Annotated in this window: 24 protein-coding genes; 11 read left to right on the top strand and 13 right to left on the bottom strand. The window is 47.8% G+C overall.

From position 1 onward, the window contains the following. Nucleotides 1-108: 108 nt before the first annotated feature. A complete protein-coding gene (locus P2H89_RS15550) occupies nt 109-441 on the bottom strand; it encodes a helix-turn-helix domain-containing protein (RefSeq protein ID WP_275828377.1) in 333 nt (110 codons plus the stop codon). 84 nt (nt 442-525) lie between these two features. On the opposite strand from P2H89_RS15550, the gene P2H89_RS15555 reads away from it, so the two are divergent. The 3 genes from P2H89_RS15555 (at nt 526) to P2H89_RS15565 (ending at nt 2,877) form a co-directional block, all read left to right on the top strand. Next, the gene (locus P2H89_RS15555; protein WP_275828379.1) at nt 526-1,272 is read left to right on the top strand and encodes a glucose 1-dehydrogenase; all 747 of its coding nucleotides are present in this window, start codon (nt 526-528) and stop codon (nt 1,270-1,272) included. 278 nt (nt 1,273-1,550) lie between these two features. Continuing rightward, nucleotides 1,551-2,216: a DUF1223 domain-containing protein gene (locus P2H89_RS15560; RefSeq protein WP_275828381.1), complete on the top strand. Its 666-nt coding sequence runs from the start codon at nt 1,551-1,553 to the stop codon at nt 2,214-2,216. Nucleotides 2,217-2,340: 124 nt separating this feature from the next. Then, nucleotides 2,341-2,877: a pyridoxamine 5'-phosphate oxidase family protein gene (locus tag P2H89_RS15565; RefSeq protein WP_275828383.1), complete on the top strand. Its 537-nt coding sequence runs from the start codon at nt 2,341-2,343 to the stop codon at nt 2,875-2,877. 78 nt (nt 2,878-2,955) lie between these two features. Here the strand turns inward: P2H89_RS15565 and P2H89_RS15570 are convergent, their stop codons facing one another. Further along, on the bottom strand, nt 2,956-3,450 hold the full coding sequence (locus P2H89_RS15570; protein ID WP_275828384.1) for an SRPBCC domain-containing protein: 495 nt from the start codon (nt 3,448-3,450) through the stop codon (nt 2,956-2,958). A gap of 320 nt (nt 3,451-3,770) precedes the next feature. Here P2H89_RS15570 and P2H89_RS15575 point away from each other — a divergent pair, with 320 nt between their 5' ends. Beyond that, a complete protein-coding gene (locus P2H89_RS15575) occupies nt 3,771-4,760 on the top strand; it encodes a helix-turn-helix domain-containing protein (RefSeq protein WP_275828386.1) in 990 nt (329 codons plus the stop codon). Between the two features lie 34 nt (nt 4,761-4,794). Here the strand turns inward: P2H89_RS15575 and P2H89_RS15580 are convergent, their stop codons facing one another. Beyond that, nucleotides 4,795-5,223, bottom strand: coding sequence for a secondary thiamine-phosphate synthase enzyme YjbQ (locus tag P2H89_RS15580; RefSeq protein WP_275828388.1), 429 nt, complete (start codon nt 5,221-5,223; stop codon nt 4,795-4,797). Between the two features lie 574 nt (nt 5,224-5,797). Here P2H89_RS15580 and P2H89_RS15585 point away from each other — a divergent pair. Further along, nucleotides 5,798-6,793: a lipase family protein gene (locus P2H89_RS15585; RefSeq protein ID WP_275828390.1), complete on the top strand. Its 996-nt coding sequence runs from the start codon at nt 5,798-5,800 to the stop codon at nt 6,791-6,793. A 181-nt stretch (nt 6,794-6,974) separates the two neighbouring features. Here P2H89_RS15585 and P2H89_RS15590 read toward each other — a convergent pair whose 3' ends face one another. Continuing rightward, nucleotides 6,975-7,574 carry an NAD(P)H-dependent oxidoreductase gene (locus tag P2H89_RS15590; protein ID WP_275828392.1) on the bottom strand — a complete coding sequence of 200 codons (600 nt, stop codon included), beginning with the start codon at nt 7,572-7,574 and terminating at the stop codon, nt 6,975-6,977. A 155-nt stretch (nt 7,575-7,729) separates the two neighbouring features. On the opposite strand from P2H89_RS15590, the gene P2H89_RS15595 reads away from it, so the two are divergent. Continuing rightward, on the top strand, nt 7,730-8,092 hold the full coding sequence (locus tag P2H89_RS15595) for a helix-turn-helix domain-containing protein (protein ID WP_275828394.1): 363 nt from the start codon (nt 7,730-7,732) through the stop codon (nt 8,090-8,092). On the opposite strand, the gene xth is transcribed toward P2H89_RS15595, so the two are convergent. The 7 genes from xth to P2H89_RS15630 all read right to left on the bottom strand — a co-directional run bounded on the left by xth (nt 8,089) and on the right by P2H89_RS15630 (nt 14,832). Then, nucleotides 8,089-8,865 (bottom strand): exodeoxyribonuclease III, encoded by a 777-nt coding sequence (xth, locus tag P2H89_RS15600; protein WP_275828396.1) that lies wholly within the window; start codon nt 8,863-8,865, stop codon nt 8,089-8,091. The genes P2H89_RS15595 and xth overlap by 4 nt on opposite strands. Before the next feature lie 265 nt (nt 8,866-9,130). Continuing rightward, on the bottom strand, nt 9,131-9,958 hold the full coding sequence (locus P2H89_RS15605) for a copper resistance protein NlpE N-terminal domain-containing protein (protein ID WP_275828398.1): 828 nt from the start codon (nt 9,956-9,958) through the stop codon (nt 9,131-9,133). A gap of 214 nt (nt 9,959-10,172) precedes the next feature. Then, a complete protein-coding gene (locus tag P2H89_RS15610) occupies nt 10,173-10,481 on the bottom strand; it encodes a hypothetical protein (protein WP_275828400.1) in 309 nt (102 codons plus the stop codon). A gap of 194 nt (nt 10,482-10,675) precedes the next feature. Beyond that, complete coding sequence (locus tag P2H89_RS15615) at nt 10,676-11,179, bottom strand: molybdopterin-dependent oxidoreductase (RefSeq protein WP_275828402.1); 504 nt, start codon at nt 11,177-11,179, stop codon at nt 10,676-10,678. Then, the gene (locus P2H89_RS15620) at nt 11,176-12,258 is read right to left on the bottom strand and encodes a cytochrome c peroxidase (RefSeq protein WP_275828403.1); all 1,083 of its coding nucleotides are present in this window, start codon (nt 12,256-12,258) and stop codon (nt 11,176-11,178) included. Before P2H89_RS15620 ends, P2H89_RS15615 begins: the two co-directional genes overlap by 4 nt. A gap of 16 nt (nt 12,259-12,274) precedes the next feature. Further along, entirely contained in the window at nt 12,275-14,299 is a 2,025-nt protein-coding gene (locus P2H89_RS15625) for a TonB-dependent receptor (protein ID WP_275828405.1), read from the bottom strand. A 158-nt stretch (nt 14,300-14,457) separates the two neighbouring features. After that, nucleotides 14,458-14,832: a LysR family transcriptional regulator gene (locus P2H89_RS15630; protein ID WP_275828407.1), complete on the bottom strand. Its 375-nt coding sequence runs from the start codon at nt 14,830-14,832 to the stop codon at nt 14,458-14,460. A 315-nt stretch (nt 14,833-15,147) separates the two neighbouring features. Between P2H89_RS15630 and P2H89_RS15635 the strand changes: the two genes are divergently transcribed. Beyond that, nucleotides 15,148-16,005, top strand: a complete 858-nt coding sequence (locus P2H89_RS15635) for a sugar phosphate isomerase/epimerase (RefSeq protein WP_275828409.1) — start codon at nt 15,148-15,150, stop codon at nt 16,003-16,005. Nucleotides 16,006-16,160: 155 nt separating this feature from the next. Here P2H89_RS15635 and P2H89_RS15640 read toward each other — a convergent pair whose 3' ends face one another. Next, nucleotides 16,161-17,174, bottom strand: a complete 1,014-nt coding sequence (locus tag P2H89_RS15640) for a metallophosphoesterase (protein ID WP_275828411.1) — start codon at nt 17,172-17,174, stop codon at nt 16,161-16,163. Nucleotides 17,175-17,410: 236 nt separating this feature from the next. Between P2H89_RS15640 and P2H89_RS15645 the strand changes: the two genes are divergently transcribed. Continuing rightward, nucleotides 17,411-17,773, top strand: a complete 363-nt coding sequence (locus P2H89_RS15645) for a BlaI/MecI/CopY family transcriptional regulator (protein ID WP_275828413.1) — start codon at nt 17,411-17,413, stop codon at nt 17,771-17,773. After that, entirely contained in the window at nt 17,770-20,343 is a 2,574-nt protein-coding gene (locus P2H89_RS15650) for a M56 family metallopeptidase (protein WP_275828415.1), read from the top strand. The genes P2H89_RS15645 and P2H89_RS15650 overlap by 4 nt, the downstream gene beginning before the upstream one ends. 75 nt (nt 20,344-20,418) lie before the next feature. Here the strand turns inward: P2H89_RS15650 and P2H89_RS15655 are convergent, their stop codons facing one another. Beyond that, nucleotides 20,419-20,553: a hypothetical protein gene (locus P2H89_RS15655; RefSeq protein WP_275828417.1), complete on the bottom strand. Its 135-nt coding sequence runs from the start codon at nt 20,551-20,553 to the stop codon at nt 20,419-20,421. Nucleotides 20,554-20,660: 107 nt separating this feature from the next. Here P2H89_RS15655 and P2H89_RS15660 point away from each other — a divergent pair, with 107 nt between their 5' ends. Next, nucleotides 20,661-21,815: a hypothetical protein gene (locus P2H89_RS15660; RefSeq protein ID WP_275828419.1), complete on the top strand. Its 1,155-nt coding sequence runs from the start codon at nt 20,661-20,663 to the stop codon at nt 21,813-21,815. A 452-nt stretch (nt 21,816-22,267) separates the two neighbouring features. Then, complete coding sequence (locus tag P2H89_RS15665; RefSeq protein ID WP_275828421.1) at nt 22,268-23,827, top strand: delta-60 repeat domain-containing protein; 1,560 nt, start codon at nt 22,268-22,270, stop codon at nt 23,825-23,827. The last annotated feature ends 41 nt before the right edge of the window (nt 23,828-23,868 follow it).

Genomic DNA, 23,868 nt, shown 5'->3' on the forward strand with positions numbered 1-23,868 from the left:
AAGGGCAGTTGACCAGCTTATTCACGGCGAAGCGGACAATTGAGGGGCCCAGTTAGACAAAGGCCGCGCGAGTCGGAGAACTAGTCTCCCGCAAAGGTTCAAACGTGCTTATTTTTTCGTTACTACAATACGGTGCGACTTACCCCACTTGATCATTTCGGTAATAATACCGCCAAACGACCGGCAATGTTCTGTTGGCTCATATTCCACCAGTACGGGCGAATCGTCATAAACGGTTCGTTTCACAAGTTTATTCATTTCCATTTCCTTCAGTTCTTTCGACAACATCCTGGTAGTAATGCCCGGAATGCTTCGCTCTATTTCCCTGAAACGGCGGTTTCCATTACAAATGGAATTGATGATGGGCAGCCGCCATTTGCCGCCGATAAAATAAAGTGTATCCTGTAAAGCGCGTAATTCTTCCGATTGATTTCTAAGCATATGCTATTGTAAATTGGTATACTCTGTGATACTGGTTACAAATGTATACCAAAATGAGAATAGTTTTGCACTAAACAAATAATCATGCAACAGTTCAAAAATAAAGTGGCCATCGTTACGGGAGGTAATAGTGGCATAGGGTACGCAACTGCGGAATACCTGGTAAAAAGCGGCGCAACAGTTATCATTACAGGAAGGAGAAAAGAGGCGATTGAAAAAGCGGCAGCTGAAATAGGCGCGATCCCTTTTGTAGCTGATCAGGCCAGTCTGAAGGATACGGAAACATTTTACGAGGTCGTACAGCAGCAGTTTGGCCGGGTGGATATACTATTCATCAATGCCGGTATTACAGGCTACAACTCAACGATCGGACAGGCCACTGAAGAGAATTTCGACAATGTGATGAACATAAACTTCAAAGGAGCTTATTTCACATTGAGCAGGTTTGTACCCCTGTTGAGCGAAGGAGCTTCGGTGGTAATCCTATCCTCCATTGTCGCCTCGACCCATATGCCCGGCAGTTCCATCTACCAGGCAAGCAAGGCAGCATTGAATTCGATCGCCAAAACCGCTGCTGCAGAACTGGCACCCAAAAAGATTAGGGTCAATATTGTAAGCCCCGGCCCCACACGCACAGAAGTATTAAGCAAAGCGGGTATGGACAGCGGCACAGCTGATGAAGTATTCAAGATGCTCGCATCGGAGAAAATTCCTCTGAAGAAGATTGGAACCCCTACAGATGTAGCAAAAATGGTAGCCTACCTATGTGATGATGCCGCAAGCTATATAACGGGATCGGAGTTCGTGATCGACGGAGGTATTACATTGTAGAATTGCCCGGATAGAAGCCGTAATGCTGTAGACTGCACTACGCATCTTCGATAAACTTGGCGGTCGCAATTGTCCACCCCGCCTGTCGATTTGTCGGCTTAATGGCGTTTCTCCTTTCCTTCGCACCAGGCCGCCCCTACTTTTGTTAAAAATCAATGATAAATAATACACACGATATGAAAGCGATTAAAAGACTCGGGTTTGGGGCGGCCATGTTATTGTTGTTGTTTGTTACAGCCTCATTCCTGTTAAAACGGTCTGTAGAAAAAAACGATACCATGAATAACACAGGAAAGGGATTTGCAGTGATAGAGCTGTTTACTTCAGAGGGATGCTCCAGTTGTCCGCCGGCCGATCGGCTGATAGAGCAGTTAGGGGCACAGGACCAGCAAGGCCAACTTTATATCCTGGCCTATCATGTCGATTATTGGGATCACCAGGGATGGAAGGATCGCTTCAGCGATAAGTCCTACACCGCCCGTCAGCAGGAGTATGCCCGCTTACTGCATGTCGATCCCATTTATACACCGCAATTGGTGGTGAATGGTGCCGGTGAATTCGTTGGCTCCGATCAGCGCTCCATATCGGCTGCAATTGGTGAACAGCTGCAACAGGATCTGCCCCGTAAGTTGAAGCTAAATGGAGTGATCGATGGTAAAAATCTGATCATTTCCCACAATGGCGAGCAAAACACAAAGTCGGAGCTGGTGGTGGCCCTTGTTCAAAAAAAGGCAGAAAGCAGGGTAAAAGCCGGAGAGAATATGGGCCGGGATCTGTCGCATGTGCAGATTGTTCGGGACCTGAAGCAGGTGTCCCTGCAAAACGGCTCAACGGCAGAGATTCGATTGCCGAAGGATTTCGATAAGAGCAGCTGGGAGGTGATCGGGTTTGTTCAGGATAAAGAGTCCGGCAAAATAACGGATGCTACAAGGTTCGGTTGGTAATATATCGTTGAGTTGGTAGTGTAGTGTTGTATGGACAAAGGCCAGGTAATCCCTGGCCTTTTTGATTGAGTAAGAGGCCATAAAGACCGGGCATCATTTTTTATACTATTCCATAAAAAGCTATATGAACAGCATCAATAAGAACCAGCCGGAAGATAATCATGAATCATTATCCGGCGCTGCAGCTATTAAAAAGATCAGGGAGCTGGCTACAAAGGCCGATACCTGTTTTTTCTGTACACATATCACGCAGGGCGCGGAAATAAAAACCAGACCGATGTCGGTACAGGAAGTCGATAACGATGGCAATTTGTGGTTTCTTAGTGCCAGTGATAGTCACACAAACCAGGAGATCAATGAAGACGGATCAGTGCAGTTATTCTTTCAAGGGTCAGCACATGCCGATTTCCTGACGCTGTATGGAAAGGCCGTCATCAGCAATGATAAGAAGAAGATCGATGAGTTATGGAAGCCGTTGTTCAAAACCTGGTTTACGGAAGGAAAGGACGATCCGAGGATCACCATACTCCGTGTAACGCCCGAAAGTGGTTATTACTGGGATAATAAACACGGCAATGCCATTGCCTTTGTAAAAATGGTCGCTGGCGCTATGATGGGAAAAACATTGGATGATTCAATAGAAGGCTCGCTTAAACTCTGACAGCTAAGCCACAGCTAAAACCGGGTAAGCAATCCACGAATTGCTTACCCGGTTTTTTAATTCCCGTAAAAGGAACTTTTATTGCTTATTGTGCTTTTTCAGGTTGTCTTCGTTGAACTCGTTCACTTTCTCTTTCTTGTTGGGTTGCCCTTTGCCGGTTAACACCAGGTCGCGAAGGCTTTCTGTAATAAAATGAGTCCAGGCATCTTTGCAGATATCATAGCATTCATATTCCGGCACCAGCCCTTGCTGTGTGAACTGTAATTGCGTTTTGCCATCTTTTGAACTGAGTTCAAAAACCACCTTATTTCCTTTCCATTCGGATTGGTCTTTCGTGAATTTGAAATGATTGTCCAGCACCTGCCAAACAACCTTTTTGTTGGGCACCACCTCAATGAGCTTCATCCTGGCAGTGTGCACATCCATGTAGTGATATTTAAACTCGTCGTTCAGGTTGGTAGTGCCCCCTTCTATTTCTTCCGACCACCAGCCCCGCACGTTGACCATTGCCTTATATACATCTTCAGGCGATTTGTCGATCAGCAGGGTAGTGGTGAAACTTTGATCGTTCATATTTGTATGTTTTGATTTGTTATTGATTCCGGAGGCATTTGTTGCGGGTAGAGTCGATTGGCCCATTGATGTGCCGACTGCGGTAACGATGATTAATAGAGTAGTAATGAGGTAAATAGCCGCACCAAGGCCGCCATGGCGGTATGCCACGGCATTTTTGCTCTTCAAACTGTTCATGACCAAACTTATTTTAAGTGATTTGATATTTATCAGCCCCCAAAGCTATTGTCCTGATCGGAAAGAGAAGGGGTGGTAATTAGACTTTCAGGTGGGTTGATTTGGACACGCTTCTTGCTTAAGTTTGGAGAAATAAAAAAGCCATGAAACGCGTAACCATATTGGTACCCGACGGACAAACCAACCTTAGTAGCATAGCCTGTATAGTTGGGTCTTACGAAATGTTTTCTGTTGCCAATGCCTTCTGGAAGCAAAGCGGCAGGCAGGAGTTGTATAAAATAGAAACAGCCGGCGTATCGAATAAGATCGATTTTCAGAAGGGTATGTTGAGCGTTCATGCAGATACCCTGATCAACGATATTGATAAAACGAACCTGATCATAGTTCCGTCGCTGGAGGGCACTTACCAGCAGGCAATGAATGGAAATAAACCGTTGGTAGATTGGCTTGCCCGTCAGTACAAGCAGGGTGCAGAGATAGCCAGCATGTGTTCCGGCACGTTTATGCTCGCCGATGCAGGTATACTGGATGGAAAGAACTGCTCCACCCATTGGTGTTATGAAGAAAATTTCAAAGCCTTATTTCCCCGGGTCAATTTACAGATCGAAAAACTCATCACCGACGAGCATGGCATCTATACCAATGGTGGGGCGTATTCCTTCCTTAATTTACTGATCTACCTGATAGAAAAATTCTACGACAGAACGACCGCTATTTTTTGCTCCAAGATGTTTCAGGTAGAATTGGATCGCCAGAGTCAAAGTGCCTTTGCCATCTTCACCGGTCAGAAGTTACATGGCGATGAGATGGTGCAAAAAGCACAGGCTTACATAGAGAGCAGGATCGATGAAAAGTTGTCGGTGGAGGACTTATCGTCCAGGTTTGCCGTGGGCAGACGAAACTTTGACAGGCGATTCATCAAAGCCACGGGTAACACGCCTGTCGAATATGCGCAAAGGGTAAAGATCGAATCGGCAAAAAAAGCGCTGGAAACTACCCGTAAAACGGTCAATGAGGTCATGTACGAAGTTGGCTATTCCGATGTAAAGGCGTTTCGCGAAGTATTTAAAAGATTCACGGGTATGTCGCCCCTCGAATACCGGAACCGGTATAACAAAGAGGCTTTGGTATAAATTTTCCTAAACATTGGCCAGTACGTTACATGCCCTATAGGGGCGTTCCCCAAACAGAGATCACCAGTTTTCTGCTCCCGCCCTGGTTGCGGTGCTCGCAGAGGTAGATGCCCTGCCAGATGCCCAGCGCCAGCCGCCCCCGGTTTACGGGTATCAGCACTGAACTGCCCAACAAGGCTGCTTTCAGGTGGGCAGGCATATCATCCGGACCTTCATCGGTATGTACATAGTCCGGATCATTTTCCGGCACCGATTTGTTGAACCAGGTTTCGAAATCCTCCCGTACAGTTGGGTCGGCGTTTTCGTTGATAGTTAGAGAGGCAGAGGTATGCTGGATAAAGACCTGACACATACCGGCGGCAATTTCACCGATCTGGGGCATCGCCCGAACGATTTCGTTGGTAATGAGGTGAAATCCACGGGGCCTTTCCCGCAGGGTGAGTTGAGCCTGAAACATTTTCATGCTGCAAAATACAAACGAAATGTCATGACTTTTCCTGACATAACCTGACATTCGCCGGCGAGTGCTGGGAGCAACTTATTTTCTTTGGTAAGTTTGTAAATCGGTTCAAGACGAGATCAGTCTGGTCATGGTCAAAAGATCTCTGCCTCCCTGATCGATCCGTCCGCAGGCACCGGCTCCGTAGCGCTCCCGTACCCGATCCGTACCCGACCCGTACCGGTCTCGAATAAATAGCACAACTTTTGAAACAGCCTCATTTTCACTAAAAATGACAGGGCGTATTATGATCATCTCCCGCACAATTCACAGAGGCCCTAACAAACAATGATGCGATTGGTAAGTTGAACAAGGTTACACAACCTGGCATCGGTACTAATAATTCCAGAAAACATGGACTTGAACGAGTACAATAACGGAGAAGCAACACCCAATTTTGCGTAATGATACTTTAAGCTGATCCGGATAAACCCCCTACCTTAGTTCCGCTAAGCAACTTCCCCCACCCATACACTACGAAACGATAACTCCTCCCTGATCGTTACTATTCGTTCATCTTAAAAAATTCACCATTACCATGCAAGCAATTACCATCAATGCCAACAGCACCACACCACAACCTGCTGCTGCAAAACCTGCTGTGTTACTCTCTTATGTAACGTACGATCCGGATCCTGTCAGCGATATTGCCACCTACCTGCCGGGCTGGAAGGTAGTTTGGAATGGGGTCCAAACCGAAGATGGAAACTATGCCTTTATTGCACTTGAAACCGCCACTTCTACTTACGCATTGGCAATCCGTGGTTCACTGCCACCACAAGATGTATTTGATAACTGGGATGCCTTTGCCAACTGGGTCCTGGAAGACATGGACGTAATCACTACCGTAAGCTGGCCCTATTCAAGTATTCCGAAGGCCATTATCAGCAATGGTACCAATACTTCCTTCACAAACCTGCAGGCAATGCAGGACTCGCTCGGGTCGGGCCAAACGATTACCGAATACCTCAATCAAAATGTGATAACGCCCGGTAAGCAACTGATCATTACCGGTCATAGCCTCGGCGGAAATATTGCCAATGTGTACGCTTCTTATTTGGTAAGCAGTATTGCCAATACCAATTATTCGTTGAGCAACCTTTCCCTCTTAACCTTTGCAGCGCCGGCAGCTGGCAATGGCGCATTTGCCAACGACCTCGATGCCAAAATTACCAATGCCTGGCATTACCATAACTTTAACGACATCGTACCCTGCTTCCCCGTATGTGTATTGGTAGGTACCGTTGCTTATCAATACATACCCCAGCCCGATGCTGGCGCGATTACAACAACCATCGACGGGGTAACCGTGAGTTTAAAAGAGGCATTCCTGATATTGGCCGGTACATTCTACGTCTATGGATACCAGCAACAGAACCGGAACTATTTTGTATTCAACACTACGCTTGATAAAGATTACACCAGCAATACGATGAGCGATTTCTTCCAGCAGGCAGGATACCAGCATCACCTGCAAAATTATGCAGGGTATTTAGGCGTCACGATTCCCAATGCCACCCTGGTAGCTGGCTAAAGTATTCTATTTAGGTCAATGGCCCACCGCATTGATACGCAACGAAACAGTAAAAGGCTGTAGTGAACCCGCAAGGATCACTGCAGCCTTTGTTACATGAATGACCAACCATTGTAGTGGGCTGTTCGCAACGCGTGTTGTTTCTTCTCTATTCGTCAACGTCTTCAAATCCTGTAGGCGTCTAAACCGCAACGCTTTCTAAACCTGCCGCGAGGGCCGATTCCATAAGGCCGGGAATACCAGCTCCTTCAATGCGGTAAGTGGTTATATCGGTAATGCCCATAAATTCGAGGATAAAGCGCAGGTAAGGTTCCCCAAAATCGAAAGGTTTCATAGGTCCATCCGAATACACGCCATTGGAGGCAATGGCCAGATACACTTTTTTCCCTTTTAATAAACCTTCCGGCCTGCCGGTTTGGTAGCTGAAAGTTTTACCGGCCCGCACTATATGATCGATCCAGGCTTTAAGGGCCGAAGGAATGTTAAAGTTGTACATGGGCACACTGATAACAATGATCTCGGCTGCAAGCAATTCTTTTACAGCTTGATCCGAACTATACAGGGTATCTTTTTGTTCTGGTGTGTGTTCTGTATCAGCCAGTCTGTAAGCGACCGGGTGAATTTCATTGAGGTGGATATAGTTCTTCTTCACAGTATCGTTGATACTTACTTCACTGCCAGGAAATTGGGTAAGAAGTAGTTCAACAATCCGGCTCCCCAGGCGGGTGCTGTTCGATTGATCACCCCGCGGACTGGAGGTGACATGCAAAATTTGTTTCATCGTGTATTATGCAAAGTAGTTACGAAATGTTAAGTCATCCAGCTGATCCCTGCGCAGGTTTCATGATGCAAGCTATGTACATTTGTAAATGGAAAAGACTTACTAACCTCGAGGTTAGCAGTTACTTGTAGTATACTATCCTGAATATCATTATTATGGAAAATGCACACAACGGTCATCATCTTTCTGGTCAATGCGTTTCCGTATTGGATACGGTAGATGATGCGCTCTATGTGATCGGAGGTAAATGGAAATTGAGGATCATTATTGCACTCTCGGATGGGAGGAAGCGGTTCAACGAACTGCAGCGGTCCATTAAAGGCATATCAGCCCGTGTGCTCTCCAACGAATTGAAGGATCTTGAATTGAATGGATTCGTTAAACGCATCGTCGATGAAAATTCAGCGCTGTCATCGGTGGCTTATGAGCGAACAGATTATGCCAATACTTTGCGCTCCGTGATCGGGTCCCTGCATGAATGGGGAGAAATGCACCGCAAAAAGATCATGCAGCCTTAACCCTTCGAAAGCTCGATCCACACCGGCGCATGGTCGCTGGTTTTCTCCCAGCCCCGCACTTGTTTGTCGACACCGGCTGCTTTTAACCGGCCTTTGATCTCGGGGCTCAGCAGGAAATGATCGATCCGCAAACCGGCATTGCGGCCAAAAGCATCACGAAAATAATCCCAGAAGGTATAGATGGTTTCGTTGGGGTGCAAAGTACGTAGCGCATCCGTCCAGCCCTGACCAGCGAGCTTTGCAAAGGCTGCCCTTGTTTCGGGTCGGAATAAGGCATCGTCTACCCAGCGTTCCGGCTTGTAAACATCCTTCTCAGTAGGCATCACATTATAATCACCCGTCAGGATCACCGGCTTCTTTTGGGCCAGTAAGGATTGTGCGTGTACAGCAAGTCTTTCAAACCATTGAAGTTTGTAATCGAATTTGGGTCCCGGTGCCGGGTTGCCATTGGGTAAATACAGGCAGCCGATGATGATGCCATCGATAGTTGCTTCGATGTAGCGGCTATGAAGATCTTCCTGGTCTCCCGGCAAAGCACGCCTGATCTCCTGGGGAGGTTCGTGGCGCGAAAGGATGGCAACACCATTCCAGCTTTTCTGCCCGTGCCAGATGGCATGATAACCTGCATCCCGGATCGCCTGTTCGGGAAATTTTTCCTGCGGGGCTTTCAGTTCCTGCAGGCAGGCAACATCCGGTTTCGACTCTTCGAGCCAGCGTAACAATACAGGCAACCGGCCATTCACACCATTCACGTTATAAGTAGCAATCTTCATACAAGCATTTTTACAAATGGAACATCTTCGGTAAGTCAACCGAAACAATAAAGCTACATTCTTTTCCGCACGCTGCCTTCGGTAAAATGTTATCAATTCCCTGCATAAAGTGGAAGATCCTATACATCACAAGAGGGGAAATGCGTTTGACTGGATGTATAAAAAAGCGTGCGCCCGCACGGGAGTGTCGTCAAAAGGGTAGCCCCTTTAACGGCATATCACACGCGGGCGCACCCACCGAGGTTATTACTGCTGTTTGTATTACTTAATGAAAGGCCGATTTGAACCTGGCCAATGGGGCCATGCGGGCCCTGTTGAGCACCAGTTCATCACCCGAGACTGTAAAGTTATCAGCCATTTCCAATGCTTTCAGGTACTTGGTTTCAATCTCCATGTTCTTGCAGAACATACGGGTAGAGATCATTTTTGAGAACTTGATGCGATTGAGCGGCCCTGTCTCGAACTGCCCCGAAAAGGTATTGCAGCTGCCATTACCGCTCGCACGGCCCGTGCTATCGATTAAAGTAAGAAAAGGTTCTTTGGCAAAGGACGAATCTACGGCTATAGGTTGACCATTCAGTTCCACTAGCTTCCACCTGCGGTAGAGTATGGCATAGTTGTCTTTACTGAGAACATAGTTGGCTGCCAGATCGCCGGTGATCTTCGCACCGTTCAGGTCCAGTTGGGTGAGGGTACGTTCGCCTACAAAATACTTGGCCGGGCCCGAAGCGCTTTCCAGCGTGATGGTATTGCCTTCTGCATTCCAGGTAAACTTCCCTTTTTCATCGGCAGGCGTTACAGGCCGCTCGAGGTATTTGGTTCTTCGCAGGTAGGTAAGATCCCTGTTGAGGTAGATAGTAGTTTGAATACCTGGACAATCTGCGCACGGCAACACGCCCCGGTAAATACCATCCCAGTCCAGCGAATTGTTGCTGTTGTGTGCTTGATCCGCAGCAGGGACGTTGCCGGTCGTGGTGGTGGCGGCACTATCGGTCGATCCGGGTCCTTCCTTCGAGGCAGGCGTGGGGGAATCGCAGGCGGTCCACGCAGTAATAAGCAATGTGTACAAGAAAATAGATAGGCGTTTCTTCATGATGAATACTTTAGGTGAAATGGAAAGGATGGATCTTCTGCGGAGGGGGTGGGGAGCTTCGGAACCGGAGCTTGTTAAAGGTACTTATTTTGCAATTCTTGTGCCTCGGAAAGCAATTTGGGGAAGTTTGAGCAATAAATAGACATGGCCCATACTGCAGGAGTGCAATACTGGCATGAGGTTGGTCGCTGGAGACCGGCGGTGAGTTGAATTGTTAAGCGCGTCTGTACTGTGGCAGTACAAAAAGTTTCACAATGCTATGTGCGATCAATGAAAGCGCAAAGGATACCACCACCAGCAATAATTGTTTACCAGGCGTGTTGAAAGTATCGATCACCGGCGATACATCCTTGCCCGCATATAAAAAGGCAGTCAGGCAGGCCAAAGCGCCCGTGATCCACAACGTAAGGTGAGAATAAAAATAACGGGTCTTTTTAAGACCTCCGGGACCGAAACTGGTAAATAACAGGAATACATGGGCGAGAAAGCTAACGGCCATTAAGGCAAGCAGCATGACGATCATAAGTAGTGTTTTAGATGTTACCCAAATAAATACCACAACGTATGTAGCTATGGGTTGCAGGTAGCAACCCTTTCTGCGATCAAGATAATACAATTACCCGAGATCGCTGCGCTTGCCATATACCGTAAAGCCGCAAGTAAATAAACCTTCTTGTGCAATACCCCCACGATCGTATACCGTTTAGCCGCAAGTAATCAATCCTTTGCAAAACGTACCACCATTTCCACCACTTGGAAGCAGCTGCGGGCCGGCCGCTTTTCACCCGGCACCACCAGCCGGAACGGGCCTTTACCAGATGGCAGGGGCCCCCCATCCACCTGGTGCGCCAGGATCACCTGCCTGTCTGTAAATTCATTATCGAGCTCGGCCAGCGAGAACACCACTTCGTAGCCATCGGCGCATTTTACCAGTAGGTACTTGGCCAGATTTTCTCCATGAAGTTGCTTGCCGGTGGTCACCCCCGCTTTATTCAGTAGGTCCTGAATGGGCACCCCCGTATAGGTATGCTCTTTACCATCGCGGTCTTTTAACATGGCTGGTGTTTGTTTCATGCCGAGTATTTCCGCAGCGGTTATTTTGGTGGGCGCTTTTACCTCGCCGTTGATCGCAAGAGCTACCGGATTGTCTTTATTTTGAGTCCATGCAGCCTTTGTCAGTAAACAGGTGGACAGCAATAGAAAAAACAGTCTTGTTTTCATTTCGATTGATTTTTGAAAGGATCCGAGAATCGTTGGTCGCTAATAAATGTTGAATCGGTAAGCATTTGTAGAAAAGCCAGCAGGTCTTTTTTTTCAGCTGCAGAAAGTCCCAATTGATTACCACGCATTCCTTCGGCTCCCTGCTGCAAAAACACGCTTAGGGTTGAACTGCTGTGTATATGCTCATTGTAATGGTCGATCACGGCATCCAGCTTGTCGAAGCGTCCATCATGCATATAAGGAGCCGTCAGCGCAATGTTGCGCAGTGTGGCAACGCGAAACCGGCCTGCGTCGAACGACTGGCCCGTAATGGCGGCGCGCCCTGCGTCTTGCGGCACACTATCGAGACCGTTGTTATGATACAATTCAAGAAAGGTCTTCGGGCCTCCATGACAATGACCGCAGGCCGCGCCGCGGATGCCCTTTTCGCGGTTGGGATTGGTAAAGAACAGTTGGATGCCATTTAACTCCGACGGGCCTGGTTGGTATTCACCCCGCAGGTACTGGTCGTACTTCGAGTTGGAGGAGATCAGCGTACGTTCAAACTGCGCGATTGCCTTAACAATAAGATCACCGGTGATGACCGGCGTGCCGAATGCTTTTGCAAACAGGGGAGGATACACCTTCGTGCGTTGTAGTAGTTGTGCCGACCGTTCCGGCGACTGCCCCATTTCATGCGGATCTGTCAGGGGTATGGAAGCCTGCGCCTCCAGCCCTTTTGTCCGTCCATCCCAGAAGAAGTTGCGCACCCACAGCAGGTTGGCCAGCGACATGGCATTGCGTGGCGTGGAGGTCCCATCCACGCCAAGGCTGAAACGAAGGCCATCGGTAAAGGCTTTCTCCTGCTGGTGACAGCTGGCGCAGGAAATACGACCGTTGGCCGAAAGACGGGGTTCATAGAATAAATGCCTGCCAAGGAAAACACCCTCTTCTGTAAGCGGGTTGTTTGCCGGCATATCAAAGCGGTTACCGAAGTAGGAGGGGTATTGCAGTTGCATGGGGGTAGCCACCGGCTGCTCCACCCAGGCCGCAAGGCAAACCAGTGTAACCATCGTACCTATTACTTTGATCCGTTTCATAGCATGCTTTCCGGTATTACAAACGATACACGACATTCACGAAATAGTTTCTGCCTGGTTCAGGATAGCCTTCCACTAGCGAATAATTCACATCGCCAATATTGTTAATGCCGCCTTCCACCGAAAAGTATTTCCATACCGGTACCAGTGCCCGCGCATTCAACAGGGTAAATGAACCTGCCTTGGTGCCATAAGTGGTGCTGTAACGATCAGCATTGTATTCTATATTGGCCTGCAATGAAAACCAGTGCTGAAGTTGGTATTGCGCAAAGCCAAACACCTTATGTTCCGGTACATCCGTAAACCGGATCGCCGGATTGCTGAGGTTATTACGTTTTACATAGGTATAGTTGGTGCCCAGTTTAAGCGATGCGATCAATAGGTATTCGAAACCGGCTTCAACGCCCATGAACTCCGACTCACCTACATTTTGCAATTGACTTTGCCACACTTTGCGCACAGAGTCGTACTTCACATTGCTGACGCTCTGTATCGTATTGTGGATCTTGCTGTAGAAGAGGGCCGCTTGCAGGCTCAGCCGGTTGTTGAAATAGCCCCGGTAACCCAATTCGTAATTGAGGGCATATTCAGCAGCGAGGTAAGGATTGGGAATCGCTGTGCCGAGCCGGTACGAATACCGGTCTTTCGTGGTGGCAAACCGCGTTTTCCTGGCTGCACTCGCAGTGAATGTACTGTTGTTGTTTAAACGGTATTCCAATCCACCTTGTATGTTAAAGGCATCGTTGTCATTAGAAGGGTAGTCGGAGATGGTCTTGGTGGTGGAATTATAATCCTGGGCCTTCAGGCTGTTGCGGTTATTGTAGCTAAGTCCTGTCAGCAACAATAACTGGTCCGTGATTTTGAATTCGTTTTCCAAACCGGCCGTAAAGGTATTGTCGCTCATGGTACGTTCTGGCTCCCCTTCATTGTGCTCGCGATGCACGTCCTGCTTAAACTGAACGGTGAGCTTCAGTTGATCACGCTGCTGCCAAAAACCTCGTCCGTATTCTGCAATGCCGCCGAAGGTATAATCATTGTAATGGCTCTTGAAGGCGTAAGGCCGGGATATACTGGTATAGGTAGCGTCGTCGTAAGAGTTGAGCTGGTTCTTGAACTTGTCGTAATATAAGCGGGCCTTTATATATTGGACACTATCGATGGCTGTATTGGCAATGAAGTAGAGGCTTTGCTTATCCCAATAGGGCCACTGCCAGTACCGCGGACTTTTGAACTGACTGTTCAAAGTATCTTTCCCTGTGTATACCGGCGATCCCTTTTTGCCGTGCTGATAAATATAACTCAGGGCATACTCCGATCTTTTGTTGGGGGTAAAGCCCACCTTCACACTGTACTTCTCATCGGAGTTGTAGGAGTTGTTGCGTCCATCTCCATTTTCTGTTTTAGTGCCAATGAAATTATTCGATAACGGAAACGAGTCACGGTTCAGTTTGGAAGCGCCTGCCTGAACATAGAACTTGCCAAGGTTGCTGCCTACATTGATATTCATGCGGTACCCGCCCGATAGCCAGCCACTGGCGCCATTTATTTCCAGTTTCTTTTCGGGCCGGCTGCTCACGAGGTTGATAGCCCCTCCCAAAGCGTTGGGTCCATAGAGTACAGAGGTATATCCTTTCGAAACGTGGATGGCCGAAAGGTCGAAAGTAGTGAAACGGGCCAGGTCAACATAGCCGTCATAGGGAATGTAAACCGGAATACCGTCTATCAGTAAGGGTACCTGCCGCAGATCGAATCCACGCACATACACCATGGCCTCATTACGCGGACCTACAGCAGACAGATGTACGCCGGGCAGCAGGTTGAGCGCTTTGGAAACATCGTTTTTGGCAAACGTTTGTAGGCGGTTACGGCTGAGAAAACCGTTCAGGTCCGATTGTTTTTTGCTGATCACCTCAACGGTGCCAAGGGTAAAAATGCGTGGTGGCAGTGAGTCGGTCGGCTTTCGGGATTGGGTAGGAGAGCGTTCTTGTGCTTCGCACCAGGACGCAGCCAGTAGGCTTGCCCACAACAGCATTTTAGTCATGGAAATATCAGTTTTAAGCGTTATTCCCGTAAAGATATAACGATGTCGCTGAATTACCATACGGCACACTCCAGGCAGTAAAACAAACCAAATCAGAAAGGGCACTGGTATTTACATGAATGCAGCAAGCTGTCCGTCAGTTTGTAGAGGCCGGCAACTCAAATCATCTCTTGCAAGCTGCTGGTTTCTGCTTCGAGGAATTGCAGAAACCTTTCCCGCAGTTGGTGGTGATATTCGATCATAGCTTTGGCGGCCACCGAAATGGAGGAACCACCTCCTTTTTCGCCGCCGGTGGCCGTTACGACCATCGGTTCTTTGCTCATGGAGTTTAGACGGGATACGATCTCCCAGGCCTTCTTATACGACATGCCCATTTCTTTGGCCGCCTGGTTGATGGAACCGGTCGACTCGATATGTTCCAGCAGTTCCACAGGGCCCGGACCCCAAAACCGGGTGCCATCGCCCTCAATCCAAAGGCTGCCCTTTACGGAATAGGATCCCTTCTTGAAGATATCCTTGGTAGACTTTTTCATGCTGCAAATGTATCTAGTTTAAACAAGGCATGCAATGCTCGTTCCCATTACGTTTGTGGGACCCGGAAGAACAGCCACTGGCAAGGTTCACCGGGCTTACCATACTCAAATTGAACCATGATAGCGGTCGTTGACCCTTGGCGTGACTATGCCAGTGCGCTGCCTTTGTGGAGTAACCCGTTTGCCGGCCGCCGGCAGGCAGAAAGTTTTGCCGTATTTTAATGGCGACACCAAAGCAACTTTACTATCTTGCCCCGGCCAATAGCTGCCTTCGGCAGCCAATAAAACCAACCTTTAGTTATTAAACCCGATTGCATGAAGCGATTATTATTGATCCCTTTTCTGTTCCTGAGCATACTGGTAGCTGCTCAGTCTGCCTCCAATGACATGTTATTACCCGATTCGCTGGGCTGGCGGCTCGGCAGCCAGGCCTATACATTCCGCCTGTTCAGTCTCGAAGAAGCACTGGGCAAAATGAAAAGTATCGGCATTAAGTACGTAGAATTGTTTCCCGGTCAAAAGATCACCAAGCAAGGCACAGCCACTACTGCCCCCAATGCTACCCCCGAAGACCGTGCGCTGATCAAAAAGCTGCTGAAGGATAATGGCATCAAAGCCGTTTGTTATGGTGTAGTGAATGGTAAGAACGAAGAGGAGTGGAAAGCCGTCTTTGAATTTGCCAAAGACATCGGAATCGAACACATCACCACCGAACCTCCTTTCAACCAACTGGAGCTGCTCGATAAATTCTGCAATGAATATAAGATCCGCGCTGCCCTGCACAATCACCCCGTGCCTACCACCTACTGGCATCCTGCCATCGTGCTCGACCAGTTGAAGAATCGCAGCAACATGATCGGTGTATGCGGTGATATTGGTCACTGGGTGCGCTCTGCGCTCGATCCTGTTGCAAGCATCAAGGAATTAAAAGGCCGGTTGATTGCATTTCACGTAAAGGACCTGCATGTATACGGCTCCAAGTCGGCCCACGACGTACCCTGGGGTACCGGTGTAAGCAATATTGCTGGTGTGCTCAATGAATTAAAAGCACAGGGCTTTAAAGGTTATTTCTCGGTGGAGTATGAATACCAGTGGGAAAACAACCTGCCTGCAGTGCAGGAAAGTACACAGTACTTCATGCGCGTGGCAAAACGTATCAATGCCGGAAACTAAGGAACCAATAGGTACACCAAAAGGTACAATGTTCTTACAACTATAAGGATCAAGACTGATCCTGTTCAAACGGCCGCCCGATAACTGGCTTTGCGCTGGCTCATCACAAATGGATGAGTGTATTAGCAAAAGCACAGCTTATCCGGTGGCCGTCGTTATTTAGTAAGCTGATTATTTACTGATCTTCCTTTTGCTGATCGCACCATATCTGCATGATAGGCGTTTGCGGTAGCATAGTAGTTGAGCTCGTCCGGCGTTTTGCCCACCCAGTCGGTTGAGCGGCCTTCAAAATAGAGCACCGACCGCTGCGGATCGATGGTGAGCGTAGTGAACAGGGCATCCTTATATGGACAGGTACTGGCAAGCACGGGATGCGATTGATGAATATCGGCGCTATAGCTCTCGTGGGCAAACTTGTTGCCCAACCAGAAGTAAGAAGCTGAATTTACATGTACGTAATGAACATTCTTTACCTGGTAGGCCGCATCGATATGGGTGTGTCCGTTCAGTGCCACCAGTATTTTATCGGCAGCATCGCTGAGAATATCCTGCAATTCGGCCGCATTGTCTACCGCAACGGGCCCCGCCAATGGTTGGTGCGAAACGATCACGATCGGGCCGTCTATAGTCTGCAGTTTTTCTTTCAGCCAGGTCGTTTGTTCACTGCCGATGAAAGCGGGGTAACCGCTTTTATAAGCAGGCGATCCCTTATCATTGCCATCCAGTACGATGAAAGAGATGCCATTCACTTCCTGTACGTAATAAGGAGCCGACATACCCCAGGTAGCGATCACCTGGTCTTTCGTGTATCCCGTATCAGTATCATGGTTGCCGATCACGTGCAGGCGTTTGTCATGAGCCTGGTTGAACAACCCAATGAAGTCTTTATTCTTATCCGCCGGAATGGCGAAGTCGCCCATCTGCATGATCGCATCTGGCTTCACCTTATTAATGTGTTGTACAAACGACCCGAGGCGCGCAGGCGCATCGTGAATGATATCCTGGTGCAGGTCGGTGATGATGCCCACTTTTACAGTCTTCTTTAGACGATGGATAGCGCTGCTGCTGTTAAATGGAATGAGTAATGATAAGCAGGCGCCGGCAGTACTGGCAATGAAACGACGGCGGCTAAGTCCATTGGGCTGGTGAATCGAGGAAAGGTGGTTCATATGGTTGTTTTTCGACCGGCTTTAATTGCCGGCCCGGCAGTATTAGTAGTTAAAGGCAAAGTACCGAATTCTCCGGTAACGAATTGGGTTGTCTCCTATTTGTTGATTATTAAATTGTTATGTGCTGATTGGCATCTCCGGGGAAGTGGCTTTGCCCCACCGTTCATCATTATTCTCCTAATAAGTTAGTTGAACTACTAATTAATTAGTAGTATTGTTGTACAAAGCAATCAGCCATGCAAAAACTCGCTAAAAGGGAAGAACAGATCATGATCGTATTCTGGGATTTGAAGAAGGCCTTTATACGGGAAGTGATCCCCCACCTGCCCGACCCCAAGCCACACTATAATAGTGTAGCTACGATGGTGAAGATCTTAGAAGATAAAGGCTTCCTGAGCCACGAAGCAGTTGGTAATATGTATAGTTACTTTCCGCTCATCGAACGGGAGGATTATCAGAAGCACGCCATCAAAGACATCGTTAGCCAGTATTTCGACAATTCCTACCCGCGTATGCTGGCTTTTTTTGCCAAAGAGCAAAACCTATCAGAAGACGAACTCAATGAAATAGTGAACATCATTAAAACCAAGAAAAAATGATGCATTATATCACCAATGCAGGTCTTATCCTGGCGGGATGCTTCATCTTCTACAAGCTCCTGCTGCAGAAAGAAACCTTTTTCCGCGCCAACCGCTGGATATTACTGGCCTGCCTGGCGCTCTCGTTCAGCTTGCCGCTCGTTCGGGTACCCGAACAGTGGTCGTTGCGCAAGCCAGGCATAGCGACTTCAACAGAAGAAGCGGGCTCAGGCAGTATTACCGCCAACGAAACTACCAACGAACCCGTGAATACGGGAGCAACGGAAGGTAATACCAGCGCAGAAACAAAGCAGGAGAATACAACAGGTGCGTTGAAAGCGCCTCAAAATAGTGACCCTGCTACGGCAGCCGCATCAACACCACCAGTCACCAACAATACCAGAGACACGGATACCAACTTCTTTACCTGGCAGCAGGCACTTACCTGGGCTGGCTGGCTGTATTGGTTTGGTGTGTTCGTCTTTGCCGGTAACTTCCTGGTTCAGCTCTTTACATTATTGTATCGAGCCTATTCGCGGCCGGTGATCCGTGATGGTAAATTCCGCATCGTAGAGCTCTCCGGTAACCAGGCGCCCTGCTCTTTCCTCAATAATATTTTCATCAACCCCGAGAAGTATGATTGGGAAACCTACAACCAGATACTCGAGCATGAAAAGATACACATAGAACAAAAGCATAGCTTCGATCTGCTGGTTGCCGAACTGGTGATTGTATTCCAGTGGTTCAACCCCTTTGCCTGGCAATACAGGAAGGCCCTGGAAAATAATCTCGAATACCTGACCGACGATCAGCTCGTCAACTACAAACAGGTAGAGAAAGCAACCTACCAACTAAGCCTGCTCAAAGTTTCGGCTCCCCACTTTCCGCTAAACCTGACCACCAATTATAATCAATCACTGCTCAAAAAACGTATAGCCATGATGAACGTAAAAAAATCAAATCTTCACACCGCGTGGAAGTATTGCTTCCTGCTTCCTTTGCTCGTATTGTTTGTGTGCCTGCTCAATGAGCCCATCGCGTCGGCACATGAGCCCGCTACTAAAAAGTCTTCCATGATGGGCGAAAACTTCTTCCGTACAGATATGGAAACGGAGGGCGCCTGGTTCGCTACCATCAATGCTAAAAAGCAGGAAGTGAGCATCCAGTTCAAGAGCGATGGCGATGAACACTCCAACAACAGTACTACTTTTCCTCTGCGCGACCTCGGAGAGCTGCCAAGAGACAAATCGGGCATCTTTACCGTTACCCGCGAAGCAGGTATCATGCAGTTTACCGGCAAGTTCGAAGGCGATCAGGGCATGGGGCGCTACAAATTCACACCGGCTGCCGGATTTGCAGAGACCATGAAAAAGGAAGGCATCGAACTGCGCCATGACAAAGATGTGCTGGTATTCTTCTTCGTGAATGTCACCCACAGCTATGTAAAAATGCTGAAGAACAATGGTTACAACGATATCGACCGGGATGATGTAATACCACTGGCTGCCCTGAAGATCGATGAGCCCTATATCAAAGCCATAAAAGCCAGCGGCATCAAAGGGTTGTCGCAAAAGGACCTGGTGCCTTTCAAAGCACTTGGCATCAATGGTGAATATATTGCCGAGATCCGCAAGGCCGGATACCCTGATGTATCTGCTCAGCAACTTATTTCCTTTAAGGCACAGAATATCGATGCAAAGTACATAGCAGATGTGAAGGCGGCCAGCGCTGTTACCGCAAAGCCATCTGCATCTGGCACGGGAGCCAAACCTGCTGCGGCAGCCAAGGGAACCAATCCAAACGCTAATCCCAACGTAAATGTGCATAACGATGTCGAGGTCAATACAGAAGTGTCCGCACAGGATATGATATCGATCAAGGCACTCAGGATCGATCCGGAATACATCAGGTCGTTGAAAGCCGTTGGTTTCGACAACCTGCCCAATCATCAGATCATATCTATGAAAGCGAATGGCGTAACGCCGGAATATATTAAAGGATTAAAAGCAGCAGGTATAAATGATCTCCGGGCAGAGGATGTGATCTCCATGAAAGCGCTGAACGTAGACGCAGCCTATATTAATTCAATGAAGGCCGTTGGCGTCAACGATATCCCCACGCGTGAATACGCCAACATGAAAGCGATGGGAGTGGATGCAGCCTATGTAAAGTCTTTAAAGTCATCCGGGTTTAGTGATATATCCTCCCGCGATATATTGTCCGTTAAAGCACTGAATGTAACGCCGGAGTACGTAAAGTCGTTCGAAGCCCTTGGATATAAGAACATCATGCCCCGGCAGGCAGTATCTATGAAGTCGCTGGGCGTTACCTCCGATTATGTAAAAGGATTTCAGGATATCGGATACAAAGACTTCAGTCTTAACCAGGCAGTTAGTTTTAAAGCTATGAACATAACACCGGGTGTAGTAAAAGAGTATACCGACCTCGGCTTTGACCATCTTTCACTCAACGATGTGCTGAGCGCCAAAAGCACCGGCACTACACCTGCCTTTATATCGTCGATGAAAGAAAAGGGACACAATTTCAAGAGCCTGCAAAAATATGTTCAACTGAAAACGATCATCGATTAAGGATCGTTTCAATCAATAGCCATGATCACAAAGGGCCGACTATTTCAAAATGGTCGGCTTTTTTGTGCATGGTAGTTACGGGCACACAGGTCCGGTCACGATCAATAAGATGTAGGGACAGTATTTTATACGTTCCCGCAGCTCGCTCACCGGCGACCAGGTGGCAAAAGAACAGGCACCGACCGAATAAGTGAATTGCGCACAATTCATGTTAAATGGTTTACGGGTCACCCCGTAAATCTGCCAGTTGGGTACTACTACCTATAAAAAAACATGTATTGGAAATCTATATTTGCCGCCACTGAAATCATAGGCAAATGAAAACAATGACCAGGAAATATAGGGTGCTGCTGTTGGGCATGATCGGGGTTGGTATTTATACAAGCAGCCTGGCGCAGGTACCCCAGGCGCCCTGCACGAAAGAGGATGTGGTAAATATATCCACCAATTGGACCACGCCTTTGGTGAAAAGCAGCACAGCCCAATCTCAACGGCAGCAAAAGATATTGCAGATACTCAAGGCTGCTTATCCCAAACCCACCGGACTCGTTCCCAATGTACATGGCTTCCTGCCTGTAGATGGAGATCCGGGTAACGAGTATATTGATCAGCCCAAAGGGTCGCCATTGCGTTATTCGGTCACAACTTACTTTCATACCCTGCTGTGCGACGCTAAAAAGGGAACCACCTACCGGGATGGAGAAACCCATACCTGGATTATTGCTTATATCAATTCACTGACCACCTTTTTGGTGCCGGCCCATTTTAAACTTCCCAACGGACAACCGCTGTACTTTATGCCAAGAGTGGTTGGCCAACTGAAGGGTTATCCTGTATACGATACGCAGAAATGGAAAGATATACCGGATGAATCCGTAGTATTGGCTGTCGGCGACAAATTGCCGGTAAGGCCTGTAAGCCGCGACGAAGTGTTGTCGGTATTGACGGCCGAAGTCAACATGCAAATGGCCGAATTGGAAGCAGCACAAATAAAATTAGCGGAAGCATTAAAAGAGTCACTGGCAGAGGCCGATAAAATGAGTTTCAAGACACCCGAAGAAAGGGAAAAATACAAGCAGGGTAATATCCGTGAGGTTGAGAATGGAAAAAGTAAAAGCACTCAAATGATCGCTTCCTTTCGCCAACGGCTTCAGGCCATAGAACAGTTAAGAGCATCGATGTCACCAGCGGATAGAGCAAAACAGGCGGTATTGAATGATATCCGGGATCTGGTTCCCATCAAAGGAAAAGCCATCAGTTTTGAGGAGCAGGAAAAAACAGGTCGTGCCCTGGTGGTGCGTGACCTTACCTGGGGAAACAAAAAACAAGCTCCACATAGTATCCAGTTGATCCAACTGCTCATGCACCATCAAACCGATGCCCGCCACGTCGCCAAAAAAGAAATGATCAGGCAATTCAAGGAGAATATTGATGTGGAGGCATTGAGAAAGTTACTGGAAGTCGGATCATAATAATTCACTTCCTGTAATACTCCACCTTCTATACAGCTCCTTCAAAAGTCGGCACCAGCAATAGAAATTGCCGGTGCCTGTAACTATTATTATTGAATGGATGCTAATAACGTAATTTTTAAGGCATTGTGATTTTGTTTCGGATAAAATAGCGATTCAGTCGTCATGGGTTGTACAATATAGGTAGTGAACGGCAGCTGGCTGATCCTCATTGATCCATGTATATTTTATCAACCATAAAATGTTATTTCGGGCGAATCAGGTTGGGTAGCTTCCTGAACTGGCAGGAAAGGGCGTTCAAAGATTGAAACGTGCCAGAATGCTTTTCATGCATCAAATTGATGCTTTTGACCGATTTCGATTTTACCTTATATAACGAAATACTATTTTAGACTCACCTTACTCCTATAGCAACATCCTGTTGCTCTATTGAGCACCCTAAATCCATACATATGAAGACAGTACTAGCCCTGGTAGTTTTTCTACTATTGGGTACCTGCACCATGTCCCAGGAATTGAAACGGGACGTCACCTTTAATAATAATGACACTACGGCGAACTCCAGTGTTCGTTGTATCGCCATTCAGGCCGATCAGAAGATCATCTTTTTTGGCGACAATACATTTTACAACGGCTACTGGCCGCTGGGAAATGGTATGCCCATCAATTATGGCGGGCGATTGAATATGGATGGATCCTGGGATGCCTCCTTTCAGGGTATAACACTCGATGGAAGGGTGGATGATGTACAGATCCAGGACTGGGATCAAAAGGTGCTCATCGGTGGATCCTTTACCCAGGTAAATGGAATACCACGCAGTGGTATTGCGCGGTTGAACACGGATGGAACAGTGGATATGTCTTTCAATCCGGGCACGGGTATATCGGGCAGATGGGATGGTGATCTGCGCGTATGGAGTATCCAGGTAAAAAATGCAGCATTGCCGGCTGATCGAAGGATCTATATCGGTGGACATTTTGAGTACTACAATGGTACTTATGTCGGTTTACGCGGTGGAGTAGCCAGGCTGTTGGAAAACGGGAGCAAAGATATGGCGTACGATCCGCAGGTTACCAATGGGGTAGTGTACTGCATCCTGCTAGATCAGGCAACAGATCAACTATATGTAGGAGGTGATTTCTGGAAAGTGGCGGGAGCAGATAAAATACGGTTTGCCCGGTTAAATTCGAATGGTTCACTGGACAATGCGTATACGATAGGGAACTTCTGGGATTTTCCCGATGGAACCCTTACATCCATGACGCTTACTCCCAGCGGAAAGCTGCTTATCGGGGGATATTTTACTTCTATCAAAGGCTTTACCCGTCGTGGGCTTTGTAGAATGAACCTGGATGGAACTGTTGACGCTTCTTTTAATATGGGCAGAGGATTTGAGAACGGTGGATCGGCATTGGATAACGGAACTGAAGTTAGAACAGTGCTCACATTAAAGGATGGTTCAATAATAGCAGGCGGCAATTTCACCAAATACAATGGAGTATCATGTCCTTATATTGTTAAGTTGGAAGAAGACGGCAGGATCGATACGGATACCACTTTCGGTACAGGATTTAATGAATGGGTGACCGATTTGAAAGTTCAGAATTACGCAGGCGTTGAGAGCCGCCTGGTGGTAGGAGGGTTCTTTACCAGGTACCAGGGCTTTTACCAGGGCGCCATCATGCGATTGTTTACGATGATCGCGCTGGCGCAAACGCCAACGGCAGAAAAACCACCCATCGTTAAGCCTGCCGCCGAACTGGCAGTCTATCCCAATCCTGTGGCGTCGGTGATGCAGGTGAAGTCGGCTTTTACGAAAGCCACTACTTGCTATTTCAAGTTGGTAGACATGAATGGACTGGTGATCAAAAGCTGGCGCACCCGGATCGCCGGCGGCAACCAGTCGACGCAATTTCAGATGCCGCCTTTTGCCGGAAAATATATTGTATTGCAAATGACCGATGAAGGAGGATATCCTCTGCTCATCACAACATTAAGAGCTCGTCCATAGTTTTGATGGTTAAATTGTTTTTGCCAATAACCTATTCCTTC

The sequence above is a fragment of the Paraflavitalea sp. CAU 1676 genome (genome assembly GCF_029223285.1).
Lineage (GTDB): Bacteria > Bacteroidota > Bacteroidia > Chitinophagales > Chitinophagaceae > Paraflavitalea.